This window comes from Paenibacillus sp. NPDC057934, assembly GCF_042887565.1.
GTDB lineage: Bacteria > Bacillota > Bacilli > Paenibacillales > Paenibacillaceae > Paenibacillus_AQ.
In genome coordinates, this window is sequence record NZ_JBHVPB010000023.1 from 1 (window position 1) to 17,101 (window position 17,101).

The following is a 17,101-nucleotide window of genomic DNA, read 5'->3' on the forward strand; positions in this document are numbered from 1 at the left end:
GCAAAACTAAAAGGCATGAGTCCGGTACAGTACCGAACTCATGCCCAACGAATCGCCTAATCATATAACCTGTCTAACTTTATGGGGTCACTTCACAACATAGGGGCGGTTTTTCAAGGTATACATTATTGATTTATCTAAATTTATTAAGTAAACGCCTACCTAACTCCATAAACTTCTGCGAACTATTTCTTTCGTATTTCGTGACATAATCTGTAGATCTAAGTTCTAATCTATTTCCATTACGAAGAAAAACCGAGTATTGAATCTGATTAAACTGGTGCCCATGATAAGTTTCAGTGTAGTCAGAAAGACTACACTCAACATTTACAACTTCCTTTATATTTATTCGTTTCAAAACTACGCGATTATCAGACTTATCATCCATAATTATTTCACCTTGCGTTAGCCCAGTTGAATCAAGTGAAAGAAAAATAAAGCCTGTTTGTTCGTAATTTAATTTTGCTAGAAAACTTTCATTCTCGAAATTATCCAATCCAGTTGCATCAAGAACCTGTTTACCAACATTATAATTTCTCAACCAATGAATAAAGTCATCATAATTATCAGGTTTAAACAGATTATTCACCCTTCCAAATCATTATGATTTAAATGATTGTGCTAATGAAGATGACCAAATTGCTCGCACTATTTGTTCTGGAGTAACCGCTTTGTCCTTTGTCATAAAGCTTAGTGTCATTTCGAGTGAGAGTTGGTTATTCTGGTCTACGTGAATATTAATAATCTCATTCATAGAACTGTCTGACCTCGTACTTATATGGTTACCATAACTTAGGCAGATTGAAGAAGAGCCATGCCCTAAACCACCAATCCAAATTTTCACACCTGATACTTGAGTCCCGTTCAAATAAAGAAAAAACACTTCTTTCTGGTTATCAATTTTATCATTACTAAATTCGAATCCAGAGAGTTTTTTACTCATTTGATTAAATAGTTGTCCAAACAGATCACAAATATCAATAAAACTCTGGTTAATAAATTTCTTTTTATCCAAATCGCTTACGCCTCTCGCAATAGGTAATTCCAAATCATCGAAAACACTCTTTATTTTCAATGCTTCAACTGCTTGCAACTGTGAATTAATCTGGTCCCTTACACCAAAATCGGGAATGTCTCCTAATGGAGCTTTTTCAAATTTACCTTTTTTGTAGATACGTCGAATTAATTCATCCAATTTTGACTTATATTCTGTATCCTGACTAAAGTTGATGGCATAATAATCACGCAAATGGTATGGAAACACATCCGAATAATCTCCCTCACGCATAACAAAGATGAATTTATCAGGATCTGTCCTCAAGGCTGGTAAGGATAACACAGTTTCAAAGCCAACTCCACCTTGCAAACTGTCTGATTTTTGGGCATACGATTTAGTGAGTACTACAATAACGTAATCATTATCACGTATCGCTTTTATCATCATAGTATTTAAATTCACTGTCTTATCTTGAACCTCAAATTGATCACAGGTAGCATCCACACCACCCTGTGATCGCAAGTCATTTACAAGAGATCTAATCCATTGTTCATGTGAATGTCCGTCCCAACTATAGCTAATGAAAGCAGTATATCTTTTGTCCATTTAACCCCTCCAACAATAATCGTTAACTTTCTTCAACCATCATTATAGAACACAAGTTCTGTATCGACAAATTGTTTTAGATCACTCACATCGAGTTGCTTTTAAATTTCAAGAAATACAATTTATCGTGAGTCTACAAACAAAATGGAATGGAGCATAGTCGATTCATTAATTTTATATCATTGACCTGAAGATCGTTACTATTATTCAATAGTGTTATCCTCAAAAGGATCATTAGTTCCCAGTTGTCCTCTAAATGCTTTAGACAATATCGCTTGTTCTAATGCATTCAAACGATCCTTCATTGACTCCAAATTTTCAAGTGACTCCTTCTCTTTTTCCATAAAGCCTTCTAAAAGTTCAACTAAATTAAGCTGCTCTTCATAAGGAGTAATAATTACATTCATATTTTTTAAAGCTTGTAAGCTTATTTTTGTTGGGCTACCTCTTTACTTTCTTTCCTAATTTGTTTCTGAACAAAATCCGATCTAATTGCATATAAAATATATTTCCTACTAACTATTTTGGTATTCACTCGTAACTTTATACAATCTGCTGTAATAATAGCTCTCTCAACACTCTCAGGACATATATCGGAGTCTCCAGATGGATCACCCATTTTTGTAATTAATATGTCCCCGCTCCCCACCATATGAGCTTTAAGTTCTTCCGCTTTTTCTTCACTAACAAATTTATTATTTAGATCATAATTAGAACTTCGAATATTCCTTACAAATATTAAAGGAACTCCTTCTTCTCTATAATCATGCACTTTTAAATTGCTTCCAAAAGGTCCAATGTAAGTGCATATTTCTCATTCGCGGCTATTGAACCAAAGCTGGTTTTTGCCCAAAGAAGCCGCCCCTTGTAGATAAACTACATTTGAGACGGCACACTGTCATGAGGAACACTTATTATTATGATCTGGCAACGCTACATAAGGTATGCTGGCTGAACTTTTATCTAACTCGTGATCACCTTTTTCAAATAATCCTATCACTTCATCGTTCCAATGCCGTATAACATTAACATCCATTAAATATTGCAGAGACCTCATTATTCTTGATGGTCCATACATTAAAGTCTCTGGCACATACTGCGATATTTCTATGCTATTAACATTCAGATTCTCCCTCAACTGCAAAGCCGTTTCTGTACCAGCATTTAAAAGTTTTTCGTATTTTCTATGCAAATCGGGCCGTTTTGCTTTCAATAGAGCTTTAATATTTTGGAATTCGTACTTATCAATCATGGACTCAGCATAATACGGCGTCAATGTTCCGTCCCCAGGGTTTAGATATACATGATTAAAGAAATCAATATCAACAATACAGCCATGTATATTACCTGACCCACCAAATGCCTTAATGCTATTCGATATTGAATTTAGTGCTTTGTAATAACCCGCAAATATTAACTTAACAGCATCAGAGTAATAGGTCATCCTTTCAAAATAATACTCTAAGTCATTATATTCTAATGATTTTGGTGCACCCCCACTCAATAAACTCAATTTTCTCTTCTTGCCATTTTCATATATGAAACAATAAATACCAGATCTTTTGAGCATATGGATATTACCGCTTGTTCTATTAAAGGTCATATTGATCCCTAAAACCCTATTAAAATCTATATATTGCTCCCGCGTAATAGTATGAATCCCATCTGGATAATACAGAAAAACATCGCATTTGCCAGAAAGTGTAAAATGCTTCAATCCAGCCTTTAGACCCTGATATCCAATTTGATTATCTGCATATACTGTACGATCTTCAGAACAACAATACTCATTTCGATGAGTATGACCATTTACATATATCCATTGAGGATTGTAGATCTCTCTACTCCAGTTGTCCTTGGGGGTATGGGTTAAAACAATAATTGGCTTGATACTAATCGCATTGTTTAATATCGTATAGTTTTTTTCAAAACGTTTGGTTTGCTCAATATCCTCTGCCAAAGATGTAATCGTATTTCTATAGATTCCTTTCGTTGCATTAAAGCTTGAACTATATCCTGAAAAACCCAATCCACCCAAGATGTTAAGCGAACTTTTCAAACAAATTTCTTTCAGTGTTTCTGCTGGTAATGTTAATAATTCTTCTTCTTTAATGACTACCTGCTGCCCATCCTTCAGTATTAATAACTCGTTATGCAAAAAACAGATATTAAGCGTAGAGAATAGCTCCCGATATTTATAAACAATATCATCTAACCCCTTGCTATAATCATATGGTTTTCCATTTCGGTTAAAGTCCCATAATTCATGATTTCCAAGTACGACTACAATATGACTCGGATTCCATAACTTCGCCAATTCCTCATAAAAAATAACTGAGTTTTCGTAATTAAAAGAAACATCCCCCGCTATTAACAAGTAATCAGCTGAGGATTTCTGCGTAGCTGTATCAACCATGTGACGAACTAAATTTCGAATAAACCATATTACCTCCTGCTTTGTTGCACGCTCTGGGAATCTTTTAATAAGCTTATGGTTTATGTGTATGTCACTTACATAGTAAATTTTTCTTGTGTTATCATTCAGAGTAAAAGCAATATCGGAATCATGCAAAACGGCACAAGCTTCAACAACCTCGTTTTCGGCGGATAGCATTAAACCAAAATCTTCATTATACTCTCTAACGGTAGCATTATAAAACGAATCATCATAAAGCTGTTGTGCCAGCAAGACATCGTTGCTAACTAAAGCTCCTTCTATGTTAAAGTCGGACAGGTTGACATTCAAAAAATCGCAATCATATAAATCCGCATTTTCTAAATTTTCGCCCACATAATCATAGAAATGTGCAAAAGAGTCAAATTCAACAGTTTCACTTTCTTCTCTATAGTGAATTTGTTCCTTTACAATAAATTTCCCACTTTCTTTTTCGTAAAATTTCAGTTTTAATGTTCTTACCCCTAATTGTCGTTCCAATTTAATTATTTGTGGATCGCTGTTAATTTCTTCTGGAAAACGTCTAACAATTGCTCTGATATACGAACGATCACTAGAAGACATATCTGCACGATCAATAAATTTATGATTAAGGCTATCTAAAAAGAATAAGCACGCTTGTGGCGAATACATACTTTCCTGTATGTACAAATAAGATTGCCAATTACTATACACCGCCAATTCACAAAGCTCTTTTGATTTAAATCGATCTGGTACAAATTCTAAGGCTAATGCATTGTTATCGACTGCTTGCGCACATAATTTTTTACTTTTACGATTTCCTGGCACAAACTCTAAAGCCAAACCATTCTGCTTAACGGCTTTCTCGATAATTTCTTTTGAAATAAGTGTTTCTGGAACATATTCTAGTGCTCTACCATTTTGTGAAATAGCTACAGCACAAAGGTCCTCTGATCTTTCTTCCTTAGGAATACGGCGAAGAATTAGTCCGTTTTGTCTTACCGCTTCTACATATAATTCACTATTACGAAATTCCTTTGGTACATACATTAAGGCCGTTCCGTCATTTTTAACAGCCTCCATACAGATTTCCATATTCATTAGGTCTTCCGAAATATAGAAAATCGCCCTGCCTTTCTGTTTCACAGCCTCTAAGCATAATTCAGGAGTATGCATAGTTTTAGGAATTGCCTGTAAGGCAAACCCTGTCTGCTGAACCGCAAGGATACATCTTTCTGGTGTCTTTTCTACTCTTTTAATATAAAAACCATCTTTTCGAATCTCCGAGAGAATATCTTCTTCATTGTTTCTGACAACCAAATTTGGCATTTTGTTTTACACTTCCTTGTTATGTATTATTTCACACTCATTTCAAGCATAATTTATACTATATTCAATGAAGCTCATCACTTATAGGTTAAGAGTTATCTTTCTACATACTGAGTGCTGAATCCTCTATACTCAGAGGAACACTCGTTCACCCCAAAAAGGGGTTCTTGAACTCAATGTTCAAGAACCCCTTTTTCAAATCCAACATATTGCTCGATTAAATTTAGTAGTTGTTCACCGTTAACGGTCAGAATTGATTTATTCTCTGTACATTCTAATGCCTGCTTAGTGAACTGGCCTGTTGTTATATAGAATCCTTCAACTGCATTGCAATCAATCATCGCGCTGTGAAACTTTTGAATATCTGGTCTACCCACTTTTGTCGTTGTGTATCTTTTGCACGCCACTAATCGTACTTCCCCATTGCTTCGAAGAATAATATCTTTGCCACCATCTCCAGTACGCTTAGTTACCTCACTGTCAAACCCAGCACAACGAAATACACGTGCCATATACTCTTCAAATTCGCTAAATTGCTAAACGAGCTTTGTACGAATCATCGACTCATTTATTTTTCCTAGAACATATCCACCCCATTCCTCACTTACAACCGCGTTACTCCTTAATCTCCAAGTTACTTCTAATAGGGTTGCCTGTATTATCCCTATACTTCCACCGTCATATTGCCCTCACACTACCCATATACATAATATGAACTACGCTGAGCAACGGATTTATATAGGAAGGAGCAACGGAATCATGCCAAGCAACGAAATTAATACGCTGGAGCGTGCAATCGCTGAGATTACGGAGATTGCCACTGGCTTTGGCTTGGATTTTTATCCTATGAGATATGAAATCTGCCCCGCAGATATTATCTACACCTTCGGTGCTTATGGAATGCCTACACGGTTTGGTCACTGGAGCTTCGGCAAAACTTTTCATAAAATGAAATCCCAATACGATTTCGGGCTGAGTAAAATATATGAGCTCGTCATTAATTCCAACCCTTGTTATGCCTTTCTGCTAGACGGAAACTCGCTGATACAGAACAAGCTTATCGTTGCTCACGTGCTAGCGCACTGTGATTTTTTCAAAAATAATATGCGATTCTCCATGTCCAACCGAGATATGGTTGAGAGCATGTCAGCTACAGCAGATCGGATCGCCGGCTATTCAGTAACCTACGGCACAGAGGCTGTCGAGAGCTTCATCGACTCCGTGCTGGCCATTCAGGAGCATATCGATCCCAGCCTGATTCAGCCTCGTAAGTTGGGCAAAACACATCTACTAGAAGCCAAAATGAAAGAACGTAAGGATGCCCCTCCTGGTGGCTCCAAACCATCTAATCCCTACGATGAGTTATGGAATCTAGATAAAACAAATACTGGTCCTCAGGAAGCACCTACTGGGAAGCGAGCTTTTCCACCCGAGCCTGAAAAAGATATGGTCTGGTTCATACAGCAATATTCAACCGTCTTAGAAGATTGGCAGCGTGACATTATGACGATGCTGCATGACGAAATGCTTTACTTCTGGCCGCAGATGGAGACGAAAATCATGAACGAAGGCTGGGCCTCCTACTGGCATCAGCGGATCATACGGGAGCTTGACCTGACGTCGGAGGAAACGGTGGAATACGCCAAGCTGAATTCCTCAGTCGTTCAACCATCCCGCCAGAGTCTGAACCCGTACTACCTCGGCCTGAAAATATTCGAAGATATTGAGCGCCGCTGGGACCGCGATAAAATCTTCGAGGTACGTGAGCTGGATTCCGACACCTCTTTTATCCGCAGTTATTTGTCAAAGGAACTGGTCAATGATCTAGATCTTTATGTCTTCGAGAAGAAAGGTCCGGAGTGGAAAATTACCGACAAGGCCTGGGAAAATGTCCGGGATCAGCTCGTACTTGCCCGTGTGAACGGCGGCTCCCCTTACCTCGTCATCAAGGACGCGGATTATGAGCGGAACGGGGAGCTGTATATTGAGCATCAGTACGAGAGTATTGAGCTGGACCTGAAATATCTGGAACGGACACTCCCGCATATCTACAACTTGTGGGGCCGTACTGTGCATTTGCAGACGGTTGTGGAGGAAAAGAAGGCACTGTTCACCTATGACGGAAAAAAGGTACAGAGGCGGTTTGTGTAACAAGAGGTTTGACCACCGCCTTGGGTCAAGCGCCGGGAGGCGCACGCGGTGCGGAAATTGCAAGAAGATGCATAGCTACAGAAAAAGCCCGTTCGCACTTTAGTGCGCTGCGGGCCTTTTTGACGACCGATACAATAGGATTACTACCAGACAAATATTGTGGAGCGGCGTAGAAGTCCAAACCATCCGCAGTTAGGTTATTAACCGAACCGCATCAGACACACGGATTTTTATTGCTCCATTCGCTCTTTTACAGGCACGTAAATCTCCATGACCGTGTCCACCCGAGAATGGCAGCGCTCGTCGTAGAACTCAAAGTCCAGTTTACCTTCATCATATATATAATTGCTCCCAGGAAACCAGTCTTCAAAAATATACTTCCAAGTGCTCTTAATCACCTGAACAAAATCCCTCTGATCCTTACCCTCCGAGGTATCCACGGGTGGCGTAGTAAACACAGCATATTCGGCTTCAGGGACGCTCGCAGTCAGCATATCCCCAGTCACCTGCTTGAAGTCTTCTACAATCACACCCAGCAGATATGTGGCGTTACTGCTATCCAAGGCAGGAATACACAGCCCGACCTCCCCATGCTTAGGCGGATTCAGAATCTTGTACATTTTGGATTCCAAATTTTCTCCTTCATATTGACTCCAGAAAGAAGCGACTTCCTTCGTATAGTTACCTTCAGCCACATTCGTTTGGATTCCATAACCGGCAACTTTGAACGCTGGCTTTTTTACAATAACAGGATTCATCAAATAACCTCCGATTTCGAAAATAGATTCATTCTGAAGAAATCCGTCCATCCGTGCAGCATACTGCGAGGGACTGTAGCCAAAAGCTTTGCGGAATGCCTTGGCAAACTGTGTCTCAAAGCCATAATCCTGCGCGATATCTATGATCCTTCTTCCATTAAATAATTCAATTGAGGCCAAGGACAGCCTCCGGCTCCGCACATACTCCATTACCGTCATCTCTTTGCACAAACTGAACACCCGGCAAAAATGATATAACGAGTACCCGGATGCGGCGGCAATATTTTCAGCTGTTAAATTTTCTTTAATATTTTGTTCAATGTATTCGATGCATCGCTCAATATCCTTACTGTAATTCAAGCACTCACCCAGCCTTTCCCCGTACGGTGATTTCATTATAGCAATTGGCTGCCAAGGTGACTGTTCCTGTTTTGCTGAAAAAATAGGGTCTGGGAGGATGTTCTCAGCGCTTTATGCTGTGTCATTCAGGTTCCATCATGAATAGAATAGGCTGATATCATTATCTTACTAATGGAGGTATTTCACATGACCTATGGGAATCCATATCCAAACCGTCAATATCATCAACAGCCAGTTTATCTATATACACCTCGTTACATTCAGTACCCTTATTGTCATTACTTTCATCACCGCTCGGAAGGCAGTACAACGCCTCCTCCCCAAAACACCCAGAACTCGAAACAACATATTGTGAATGGTCAATTGAACGCAAGTGTGGGCAACGGACAAGGCGTTACTGTAAAAACAGGAGCGGATATCGGCGGTAAGCACGGCGTTGGCTTTAATGCCGGTGGACATCTAAACTACAATGGCGTAGGTACGCATGCCGATGCCCACCTGGGGTCAGAGCAATATGGCATCCATGCGCAAGGCAACGCTCATCTGGACAGTAGTCAGGGCCTTGGGTTCAATACTGAGGCGCAAGCCTTGGGCCAATACGGAATTAATGCACAAGCGAATTCGCATCTCAGCGCTGGTCAAGGCGTCGGATTTAATACTGAAGCGCAACTAGGCGGTCAGTACGGCTTAAACGCTAACGCAGAAGGGCACTTGAGCCAAAGTCAGGGCGCCGGATTCAATACCGGATTGCATCTGGGAGGAGATAATGGTGTCGGCGCACAGGCCAAAGCCCAGTTTGGTGGCGGTCAAGGAGCAGGGCTTGGAGTCAACGGACACCTGGGCAAATATAACGGGGAGTTAGGCTTTAATTTAGGCGGCAAAATCAATGAATCCAAGGATTCGGTCGAATAAAGAAAAGGACTATCCAAAGCCAGTTGTGACGGCTTAGGATAGTCCTTTTTAAATTATATAGCTGCTGTCCCTTAAGTTACTTACTGTTAAAATTAAATATTTATTAGCGGTTCAGCAGGCTTCCCACATAGCGCAGCAGTTCATTGGCGCATACCGGGCAGTAGTTGTGCTCGTCGATGAGACGTCTCGTCACCTCGTTGATCCGTTTCAGCTGGCTCTCGTCCGGTGTTTTGGAAGAGGTGGTGATTTTGACAATATCCTTGAGATCGGCGAACAGCTTCTTTTCGATAGCTTCACGCAAGCGATCATGATTGTTGTATTCGAACTTTTTGCCTTTACGGGAGTAGGCGGAGATTCGAATTAGAATCTCTTCCCGGAACGCCTTCTTGGCATTCTCGGAGATGCCGATCTGCTCTTCAATGGAGCGCATCAGCCGCTCATCCGGTTCCATTTCCTCATCGGTGAGGGGATCACGGATTTTGGCCCAGTTGCAGAATGCCTCGATGTTGTCAAGATAATTCTCGAACAACGTTTTGGCCGACTCCTCGAAGGAATAGACGAATGCCTTTTGCACTTCGCTTTTCGCCAAAACATCGTATTCCTTGCGGGCAATGGAGATAAAGTTCAGATACCGTTCCCGCTCCTCCTTGGTGATGGAAGGGTGCTGATCCAGACCATCCTTGATCGCCCGCAGCACATCCAGTGCGTTCATGCACTGCAAATCGCCTTTGATCAGCGCACTGGAGATCCGGTTGATGACATAGCGTGGGTCGATGCCGGACATCCCTTCGTCCTGATATTCGGTTTGCATTTCCTTCAGGTCCGCTTCCTTGTAGCCCTCGACCTCTTCCCCGTCGTACATCCGCAGCTTCTTGATGAGATCCATTCCCTGCTTCTTGCTCTCCTTCAGACGGGTCAGGATCGAGAAAATCGCCGCTGCACGCAGCGCGTGGGGAGCAATATGCACATGCTTCATGTCGCTCTGGGAAATGAGCTTCGCATAAATCTTTTCCTCTTCAGAGACTCTGAGATTGTACGGAACGGGCATGACGATCATGCGGGACTGCAGCGCCTCATTCTTTTTATTGGAGATAAAGGATTTGTACTCCGTTTCGTTGGTATGGGCCACGATCAGCTCATCCGCACTAATTAACGCGAACCGCCCAGCCTTGAAGTTTCCCTCTTGAGTCAGTGACAGCAGGTTCCAGAGGAATTTCTCATCGCATTTCAGCATCTCCTGGAATTCCATCAGTCCCCGGTTAGCTTTATTCAATTCCCCGTCGAAACGGTATGCGCGCGGATCGGATTCCGAGCCGAATTCGGTAATGGTGGAGAAGTCAATGCTGCCGGTCAGATCGGCAATATCCTGCGACTTTGGATCGGATGGACTGAAGGTACCGATACCCACCCGTTCTTCCTCTGACAAAACAACACGTACTACGCCAACCTTCTCAATGTCGCCACCGTATTCGTTCTTCAGCCGCATTTGGCAGGACGGGCACAGGTTGCCCTCGATGCGCACACCAAGCTCCCGCTCAATCTCGGGACGCAGCTCATGCGGGATCAAATGCAGTGGGTCCTCATGCATCGGGCAGCCCTCAACAGCATACACAGCACCTTCCGGTGTTCTTGAATATTGCTCCAGGCCGCGTTTGAGCAGCGTAACGAGTGTCGATTTCCCTCCGCTGACAGGCCCCATCAGCAGCAGAATCCGTTTGCGAACATCCAGGCGCCGCGCGGCCGAATGGAAGTATTCCTCCACCAGCTTTTCCACGGCCCGGTCCAGACCAAAAATCTCTTGTTCAAAAAACTTATACCTTTTGCGTCCATTAATTTCCTCTACGCCGTGAGATTTGATCATGTCGTATACACGGGCGTGAGCGGTTTTGGCGGGAGATGGGTCTTTCTTCAGCAGTTCAACATAATCCTTGAAGGTGCCGTTCCACGCCAAACGGTCGTTCTCAGCCCGATACGAAGCTATACGCTCAAAAATGTCCATTGCTCGCTGCCTCCTCTTGCGCTCCTATTGCTCCTCTATGGCTCCAAATGGCTTTCAAAAGTGTATTACATACCTATGCGGCAAGCCCCGAATAGTTGACCTATTTTTTGCTGTGCTATAATAGAGAATCAGTAAATCACCCTACAAAGTTAGAGATGGGCGATCATGCTTGTTTTAAATATCGGGCAGCAGACCCTGCAAATATGGGGTACAGGAGTGACAAACTATGGCCGTTCGGCATGAGACGGAGCTGTATGCTCCATTGAAAGTTTTTTTTGAAAAGCAGGGCTATGAGATCAAGGGCGAGGTGCGGACCTGCGACCTGGTTGGCATCCGGGAGAGCGGAGAACCGCCTCTGATTGTGGAGATGAAAAAATCTTTCAACCTTGCCCTGCTGCTGCAGGGGGTTGAACGGCTGAAGCTTAGCCCAAGCGTCTATCTTGCGGTTGAACGCAATCGGGACAAGAAGGGAGCGGTGAATCAGCGCTGGGGCGAATTGAGCGGACTCTGCCGCAGGCTTGGTCTCGGTCTCATCACCGTGACTTTCTACAAGACGAAGGCCCCGGTGGTAGAAGTGTTGGCCGAGCCGGACGAGACCCTGCCCGCTCAGCGCAGCGGCGGCCGGCGGCGCGAGCGCCTGCTCTATGAATTCCACGAGCGCAGCGGCGACTACAACACCGGCGGCAGCACGGGCGTTAAGCTCGTCACCGCCTATCGTGAGAAGGCGCTGCGCGTGGCCCTGGCACTGCAGGAGGCGGAAGCCGAGCTGCAGGGAGTCCGTTCAGCGCGCGGCAGCGCTGAACGAGATGAGGCGGCTGCTGCGCAGCAGCCGCCCGGGTCCGCTTCGGCCGACGCAGCGGAAGCAAGCCAGGCCGGGCAGCAGCTGCTAGCTGCCCGGCCTGAGATTGCCGCCGCTGGCAGCGCGGCGGCAGAGCGCTCCGCCGGCATCACTCCGGCGGAGCTGCGCAAGCGCAGCGGAGTGCCCGGCGCAGCGGCCATCCTGCAGCACAACTACTACGGCTGGTTCCTGCGGATCACCCGTGGCCGCTACACCCTCACCAAGGGCGGGCAGGCCGCCCTGGTGGAATATGCCGCTGTCACGGGGAACCGGACAGCGGGCGTGTAACAGCAGCGCCGTCAGAGGCTTCCGGCGGCGCGAAAGAATCGCTTGCGTGCGTGTACGGCTCCGCAAGCGACCAGGGCGGCGTCCAAGCCCCGCCGCCCCATAACAAAAAGCATCCCGGCCCACGGGATGCTTCTTCACGTTATTCAAATCACGCCTGTTCCGGGTTACCGTACACCCGACCAGCGCTTTAACTACGGGCGGTAAACTCGGTAACCGCCTCGCTCATCAGGTTCATGCCGAGCAGCAGTTCGTCGCGGCCCGGATGGGTAAAGTTCAAGCGGATATATTGTCCTCCGCCATCCACGCTGCACAAAGGTCCAGGCAGAAAGGCAACGCCTTTGCCAAGCGCGCAGCGGAGCAACGCATGGACGTCCATTCCATCTGGAAGGGACACCCAGAGGAACATGCCCCCTACGGGAAGCTCATATGAGCTCTGCTTCCAGGCGGGTCGCTTTAGCAGCTCGATCATCAACTTGAAGCGTGTATGATACTCCCGGTTCAGCAGCTTGATATGCTCCCGCAGATCAAATGCGGAGACATCCAGCAGATGATGCAATAGCCGCTGGTTCAGAGAACTCGACTGCCAGTCCGCCATTTGTTTTGCCGCAGCCATTACAGAGATCAGCTCACGACTACCAGCCGCCCAGCCCGTGCGTAGCGCAGGAGCAACCGTTTTGCTGAAAGAGCCGATGTAGAGTACATGTCCACCATCGCTGACATTTTCCAGCGCATACAGCGACGGATACTTGCCGAGAGGATGCTCATTGTACCGCTCAAAGTGAAGATCTCCGTAAGAGTCATCCTCTACAATCAGCACATCATGCGCGATACACAGCTCCAGAATTTCCTTGCGCCGTGTAAGGTTCCATAGAACTCCGCTTGGATTGGTAAAGCTCGGTGCTGCATACAGCATCTTGGGACGGTACTGAAGGATCTGGCTTCGCAGATGATCCGGAAGCAATCCATCCCTGTCGCCCTGGACTGGAATAATCACAGCACCCTGCATCCGCAGCGCCTGGAGCATACCTGGCGAAGTCGGATTTTCGACCAGCACACAGTCCCCTGGATCAATATAGACCCGGGATAGCAGATCAATAGCTTGCTGGCTACCTGTTGTCAGTAGCACTCCGCCTTCGGCGACGGCCACTCCTTTGGCTTTTAACCAGTCTCCTGTTAACCATTCACGCAGTGGCCCATATCCTTCCGGGTCTCCATACTGGAGCGCACCGGCATCGGCAGAGATGACCGTGGAAGCTGTCTCAGCCAGCAAGGATAGTGGGAATAACTCTTCCGCAGGTAATTCTTCGGCTAGCGATATCATGGAGCCTCTCCGCGTTTGGGTACGTATGCTCAGGAGCTGCGATGACAACAGCGTGTGAGCACGTGCGGAAAAGTCATATTTCATGCGAAATCCCCCCTCCCTCGTTCCAAGAATATTCAGGCCCTGCCAGCATTATGTCGCCCTGCTCTAGTTCAAGCGTAGATTTGTCGGTGCTGTCTGGAAAAGAGCGCGAATTTCTCAATCGCTTGTGCCCTTGTGGTGACATCCAGCTTCACATAGATTTTGCGAAGGTAATTATCAATGGAACGACGGCTCACATCAATCTCCAGCGCAATTTTGTCATACGTAATCCCCTGCACAATTCGTTCCATTATAAAAGTCTCTGTCTGGGTTAATTGCAGAACGCTGTCGAGTCCTTTGGATGGGGATATCGGCCAGAAGCCCTTCTTGATCCATTCTAGCGGTATGGAGATAAAGCCTTCACGCAATCCTTTGATTAGCTGCAGCAATTGTCCGGGGGATGCGCCTTTGGATAGTATGCCGCTGGCTCCAAGTTCTATAAATGATTGCAGCAGTTCTCTGCCGTCTTCGTCGGTCATAACAACAAAATGAGAGGCTGGCGAACTGTTTTTCATGTCAAACAGCACACTCTCTACCTCTCCATCTGGCATTTGATAATCGGTAAGCACCAGATCAGGCTGCTTCTCCCGCACTACTGCGGCCCCTTCGGTCCATGTAGAATACATTCCGAGAACCTTCAGTTCTCCCCCTTCTTCCAGAATCAACTTCGTTCCTAGCATGCTTGTGGGATGACATCCCACAATGACCACCTGCCAAACCTTCATCATTGACGCCCAGACCTCCTGCTATATATGTATTTACCCAGAATGGAAAGCGCCGAGGCGGTTCCGGTTTGACGCAAGCAAGGATGTATGATGTCTTATTGGCCTAACTCTCTCTATTACTTACCTTGAATACGTCCCACAGATATTCCAATCTATAGCAAATTGTATCGCAGTAGTTTAATAGGATGCAATTATTTTTTATCATGATCTGACTCTCTTACATTTTTGCGAAAATAATCAAAGTCTGATAGAATGGGGACTTGAAAAGAACAAGCCCCGAGGTGATAAAATGCAACCGCTAGCGGAAACGACACCGGTTCAATCGCGCCGCACAGCTGCGAGAAACGGCTCTTCCGTAAAATGGTTTTTACTGTTCTGGGTTGTGTTGATCGGAATTGGCGTTTATGCCGTATACAGCTACACCAACCATCTGAAGCAGCAAGTGCTGAGTCAGCTCAGCGCACAAAGCCAGCAGCAGCTTACCGTTTTGAAGACCGATTATGAAGCTAGAATCTCCGCCCTCTCTGATGAAGTTAAGGAACTGCAGAGCACTGTGCAGACTTTCAATGAACTACTGACCTTCACCAAGGACAATGCGAGCGCCAAGACAGACAACAGCAACAAGCTGTATACCCAGCTCAGCGAGGTACGCAAACAGCTTGATGCACTCAAGAAAGAAATGGATCTGCTCAAATGATGACACCTGTCAAAAGAGTCAATCGCTTCTTCATGACGCTTACCGCTCCGTTCATCGGCCTCTTGATTGGTCTATGGTGGATTCAGCCCCCGCTTGATTTGCAGCTCCATGTTGATCAATTCTCTCCTGCTCAGGGACCTGTGAAGGAGACAGGCTTACTCAAACAAGAACTGATCCAAGCCCAGGCTGCCGCAGCCTACACCATAGATTCTGTGAGTGCCAGTGCCAAGCTCTACAAAGCCACCACCAACGAAATGAACCAAATTGTGAATACAACCCAGACGCAGGCCTCTCGCCCACAGATCATTTACAATCGCCGGATTAGCGCGAAGCTCGGCATTCCTTCCGAAGTTGTCAGCAGTGACCGTATTGTGATCGAGCTGTTCCAGTTGAACCCCGGAAACTATAAAGCTTATGCCTTGAAAATCAAGCTTAAAGATTCATCAGCTGCGACCATGAGTTTGGCAGATGCGGTTAGTGGAGCAGAGACCACAATGCAGGCCGTCAGCCGCAGCGGTGCGATCGCCGGAATTAATGCCGGTGGTTTTGCAGACAAGGACGGCAAGCGTTATCCGTTAAGTACAACTGTAGTTGGAGGACAATATTTGAACGGCTTTGAATCCAGCTTTAAGGATCTTAGCTTCGTCGGACTGAATAAGAACGGCCAACTGATCGGCGGTAAATTTTACAGCCGTGAGCAATTGGACCAGCTGGAACCACAATTTGGTGCAACCTTCGTTCCTGTTCTTTTGAAGGACAGTATGAAAATGCCGATCCCTGAGAAATGGAAGTTATCTCCCAAGCGAGCCCCACGCACGGTGATGGGCAAATATAAAGACGATCAGCTCCTGATTCTCGTCGCCGACGGATACAATGAGAACGGCAGCTCTGGAGCCACGTTAGAGGAATTACAGGACAAGCTCTTTAATATGGGAGTTATAGATGCGTATAATTTAGATGGAGGAGGCTCTTCCTCGCTGATCTTTAACGGAAGAGTGGTGAACAAGCCTTCGGACGGCAATCTGCGGCCTGTGCCTACAAATTTCCTGTTTTTTAAGTAATAGGATAGATTGTCTATGTCACTTCTCACATTTACGTTTATTTTTACCAGATGAACGGGTATAATCATGATAACGAATACAGTCCCTTTTGGAGGTGCCCGGCATGTCGTTTTCATTGACCTTTTGGATTGTTACCCTTGTTTTCGTACTGTTCCTGACCGGCATTTTGACTTCTTCTTACAATGAAGATAAAACCAAAGGCCTCTAAAGAATTCCTGATCTGCATGAAGCAAACATAGGACTGCTTGGCTCCTTTTAGGAAAGCGACTGGCGAGCCCGGCCTGATCGAGTAGGAGGGGGCGGCGAGCCCCCGTCCTCTCACACCACCGTACATGCGGGTCCGCATACGGCGGTTCCAAAAGGTAACAAAGCTCTAAGTAACGTGAAAGCAAACTTTTCAGCCCTTTCACTTCCCAGTAGGAAGTGGGAAGGGCATTATTTGTGTTCCGGGACATTTCCCATGCTCCGCGCCGCGAGTTTGCCATCGCCAATCCTGCCCACTCCGGCACCCCGAGTGCCCGAAGTTCACGGATTCGTGTTCGCACTCGTTTCCATTGCTTCC

The 17,101-nt window shown here is 45.2% G+C and carries 14 protein-coding genes and 2 pseudogenes; 5 read left to right on the forward strand and 11 right to left on the reverse strand.

Annotated features, from left to right (window positions below; translation table 11 throughout):
* Positions 1 to 133: 133 nt before the first annotated feature.
* The 6 genes and pseudogenes from ACFVRY_RS29245 to ACFVRY_RS29270 all read right to left on the reverse strand — a co-directional run.
* Entirely contained in the window at positions 134 to 589 is a 456-nt protein-coding gene (locus tag ACFVRY_RS29245) for a hypothetical protein (RefSeq protein ID WP_387503742.1), read from the reverse strand.
* A gap of 12 nt (positions 590 to 601) precedes the next feature.
* Entirely contained in the window at positions 602 to 1,603 is a 1,002-nt protein-coding gene (locus tag ACFVRY_RS29250) for a toll/interleukin-1 receptor domain-containing protein (protein ID WP_387503743.1), read from the reverse strand.
* Between the two features lie 203 nt (positions 1,604 to 1,806).
* Complete coding sequence (locus tag ACFVRY_RS29255; protein WP_387503744.1) at positions 1,807 to 2,010, reverse strand: restriction endonuclease subunit S domain-containing protein; 204 nt, start codon at positions 2,008 to 2,010, stop codon at positions 1,807 to 1,809.
* Positions 2,011 to 2,030: 20 nt separating this feature from the next.
* Complete coding sequence (locus tag ACFVRY_RS29260; RefSeq protein ID WP_387503745.1) at positions 2,031 to 2,375, reverse strand: restriction endonuclease subunit S domain-containing protein; 345 nt, start codon at positions 2,373 to 2,375, stop codon at positions 2,031 to 2,033.
* 126 nt (positions 2,376 to 2,501) lie between these two features.
* Positions 2,502 to 5,348, reverse strand: a complete 2,847-nt coding sequence (locus tag ACFVRY_RS29265; protein ID WP_387503746.1) for a DUF4116 domain-containing protein — start codon at positions 5,346 to 5,348, stop codon at positions 2,502 to 2,504.
* Positions 5,349 to 5,521: 173 nt separating this feature from the next.
* Positions 5,522 to 5,866, reverse strand: a pseudogene (locus ACFVRY_RS29270) (restriction endonuclease); the annotation flags it as partial.
* A 241-nt stretch (positions 5,867 to 6,107) separates the two neighbouring features.
* On the opposite strand from ACFVRY_RS29270, the gene ACFVRY_RS29275 reads away from it, so the two are divergent.
* Positions 6,108 to 7,499 (forward strand): SpoVR family protein, encoded by a 1,392-nt coding sequence (locus tag ACFVRY_RS29275; protein WP_387503747.1) that lies wholly within the window; start codon positions 6,108 to 6,110, stop codon positions 7,497 to 7,499.
* Positions 7,500 to 7,729: 230 nt separating this feature from the next.
* Here ACFVRY_RS29275 and ACFVRY_RS29280 read toward each other — a convergent pair whose 3' ends face one another.
* On the reverse strand, positions 7,730 to 8,653 hold the full coding sequence (locus ACFVRY_RS29280) for an effector binding domain-containing protein (protein ID WP_387503748.1): 924 nt from the start codon (positions 8,651 to 8,653) through the stop codon (positions 7,730 to 7,732).
* Positions 8,654 to 8,803: 150 nt separating this feature from the next.
* Here ACFVRY_RS29280 and ACFVRY_RS29285 point away from each other — a divergent pair, with 150 nt between their 5' ends.
* Entirely contained in the window at positions 8,804 to 9,529 is a 726-nt protein-coding gene (locus ACFVRY_RS29285; RefSeq protein WP_387503749.1) for a hypothetical protein, read from the forward strand.
* Positions 9,530 to 9,632: 103 nt separating this feature from the next.
* Here the strand turns inward: ACFVRY_RS29285 and ACFVRY_RS29290 are convergent, their stop codons facing one another.
* A complete protein-coding gene (locus ACFVRY_RS29290) occupies positions 9,633 to 11,528 on the reverse strand; it encodes a PrkA family serine protein kinase (RefSeq protein WP_066373991.1) in 1,896 nt (631 codons plus the stop codon).
* 226 nt (positions 11,529 to 11,754) lie between these two features.
* On the opposite strand from ACFVRY_RS29290, the gene ACFVRY_RS29295 reads away from it, so the two are divergent.
* Positions 11,755 to 12,654, forward strand: coding sequence for a DUF2161 family putative PD-(D/E)XK-type phosphodiesterase (locus ACFVRY_RS29295; protein ID WP_387503750.1), 900 nt, complete (start codon positions 11,755 to 11,757; stop codon positions 12,652 to 12,654).
* 187 nt (positions 12,655 to 12,841) lie between these two features.
* Here ACFVRY_RS29295 and ACFVRY_RS29300 read toward each other — a convergent pair whose 3' ends face one another.
* Complete coding sequence (locus tag ACFVRY_RS29300; protein WP_387503751.1) at positions 12,842 to 14,059, reverse strand: aminotransferase-like domain-containing protein; 1,218 nt, start codon at positions 14,057 to 14,059, stop codon at positions 12,842 to 12,844.
* A 68-nt stretch (positions 14,060 to 14,127) separates the two neighbouring features.
* Positions 14,128 to 14,784 (reverse strand): response regulator transcription factor, encoded by a 657-nt coding sequence (locus tag ACFVRY_RS29305; protein WP_387503753.1) that lies wholly within the window; start codon positions 14,782 to 14,784, stop codon positions 14,128 to 14,130.
* A gap of 286 nt (positions 14,785 to 15,070) precedes the next feature.
* Here ACFVRY_RS29305 and ACFVRY_RS29310 point away from each other — a divergent pair, with 286 nt between their 5' ends.
* Positions 15,071 to 15,478 (forward strand): hypothetical protein, encoded by a 408-nt coding sequence (locus ACFVRY_RS29310; RefSeq protein ID WP_387503754.1) that lies wholly within the window; start codon positions 15,071 to 15,073, stop codon positions 15,476 to 15,478.
* Complete coding sequence (locus ACFVRY_RS29315; RefSeq protein WP_387503756.1) at positions 15,475 to 16,539, forward strand: phosphodiester glycosidase family protein; 1,065 nt, start codon at positions 15,475 to 15,477, stop codon at positions 16,537 to 16,539. Before ACFVRY_RS29310 ends, ACFVRY_RS29315 begins: the two co-directional genes overlap by 4 nt.
* A 365-nt stretch (positions 16,540 to 16,904) precedes the next feature.
* Here ACFVRY_RS29315 and ACFVRY_RS29320 read toward each other — a convergent pair.
* A pseudogene (locus tag ACFVRY_RS29320) lies at positions 16,905 to 17,101 on the reverse strand (group II intron reverse transcriptase/maturase); the annotation flags it as partial.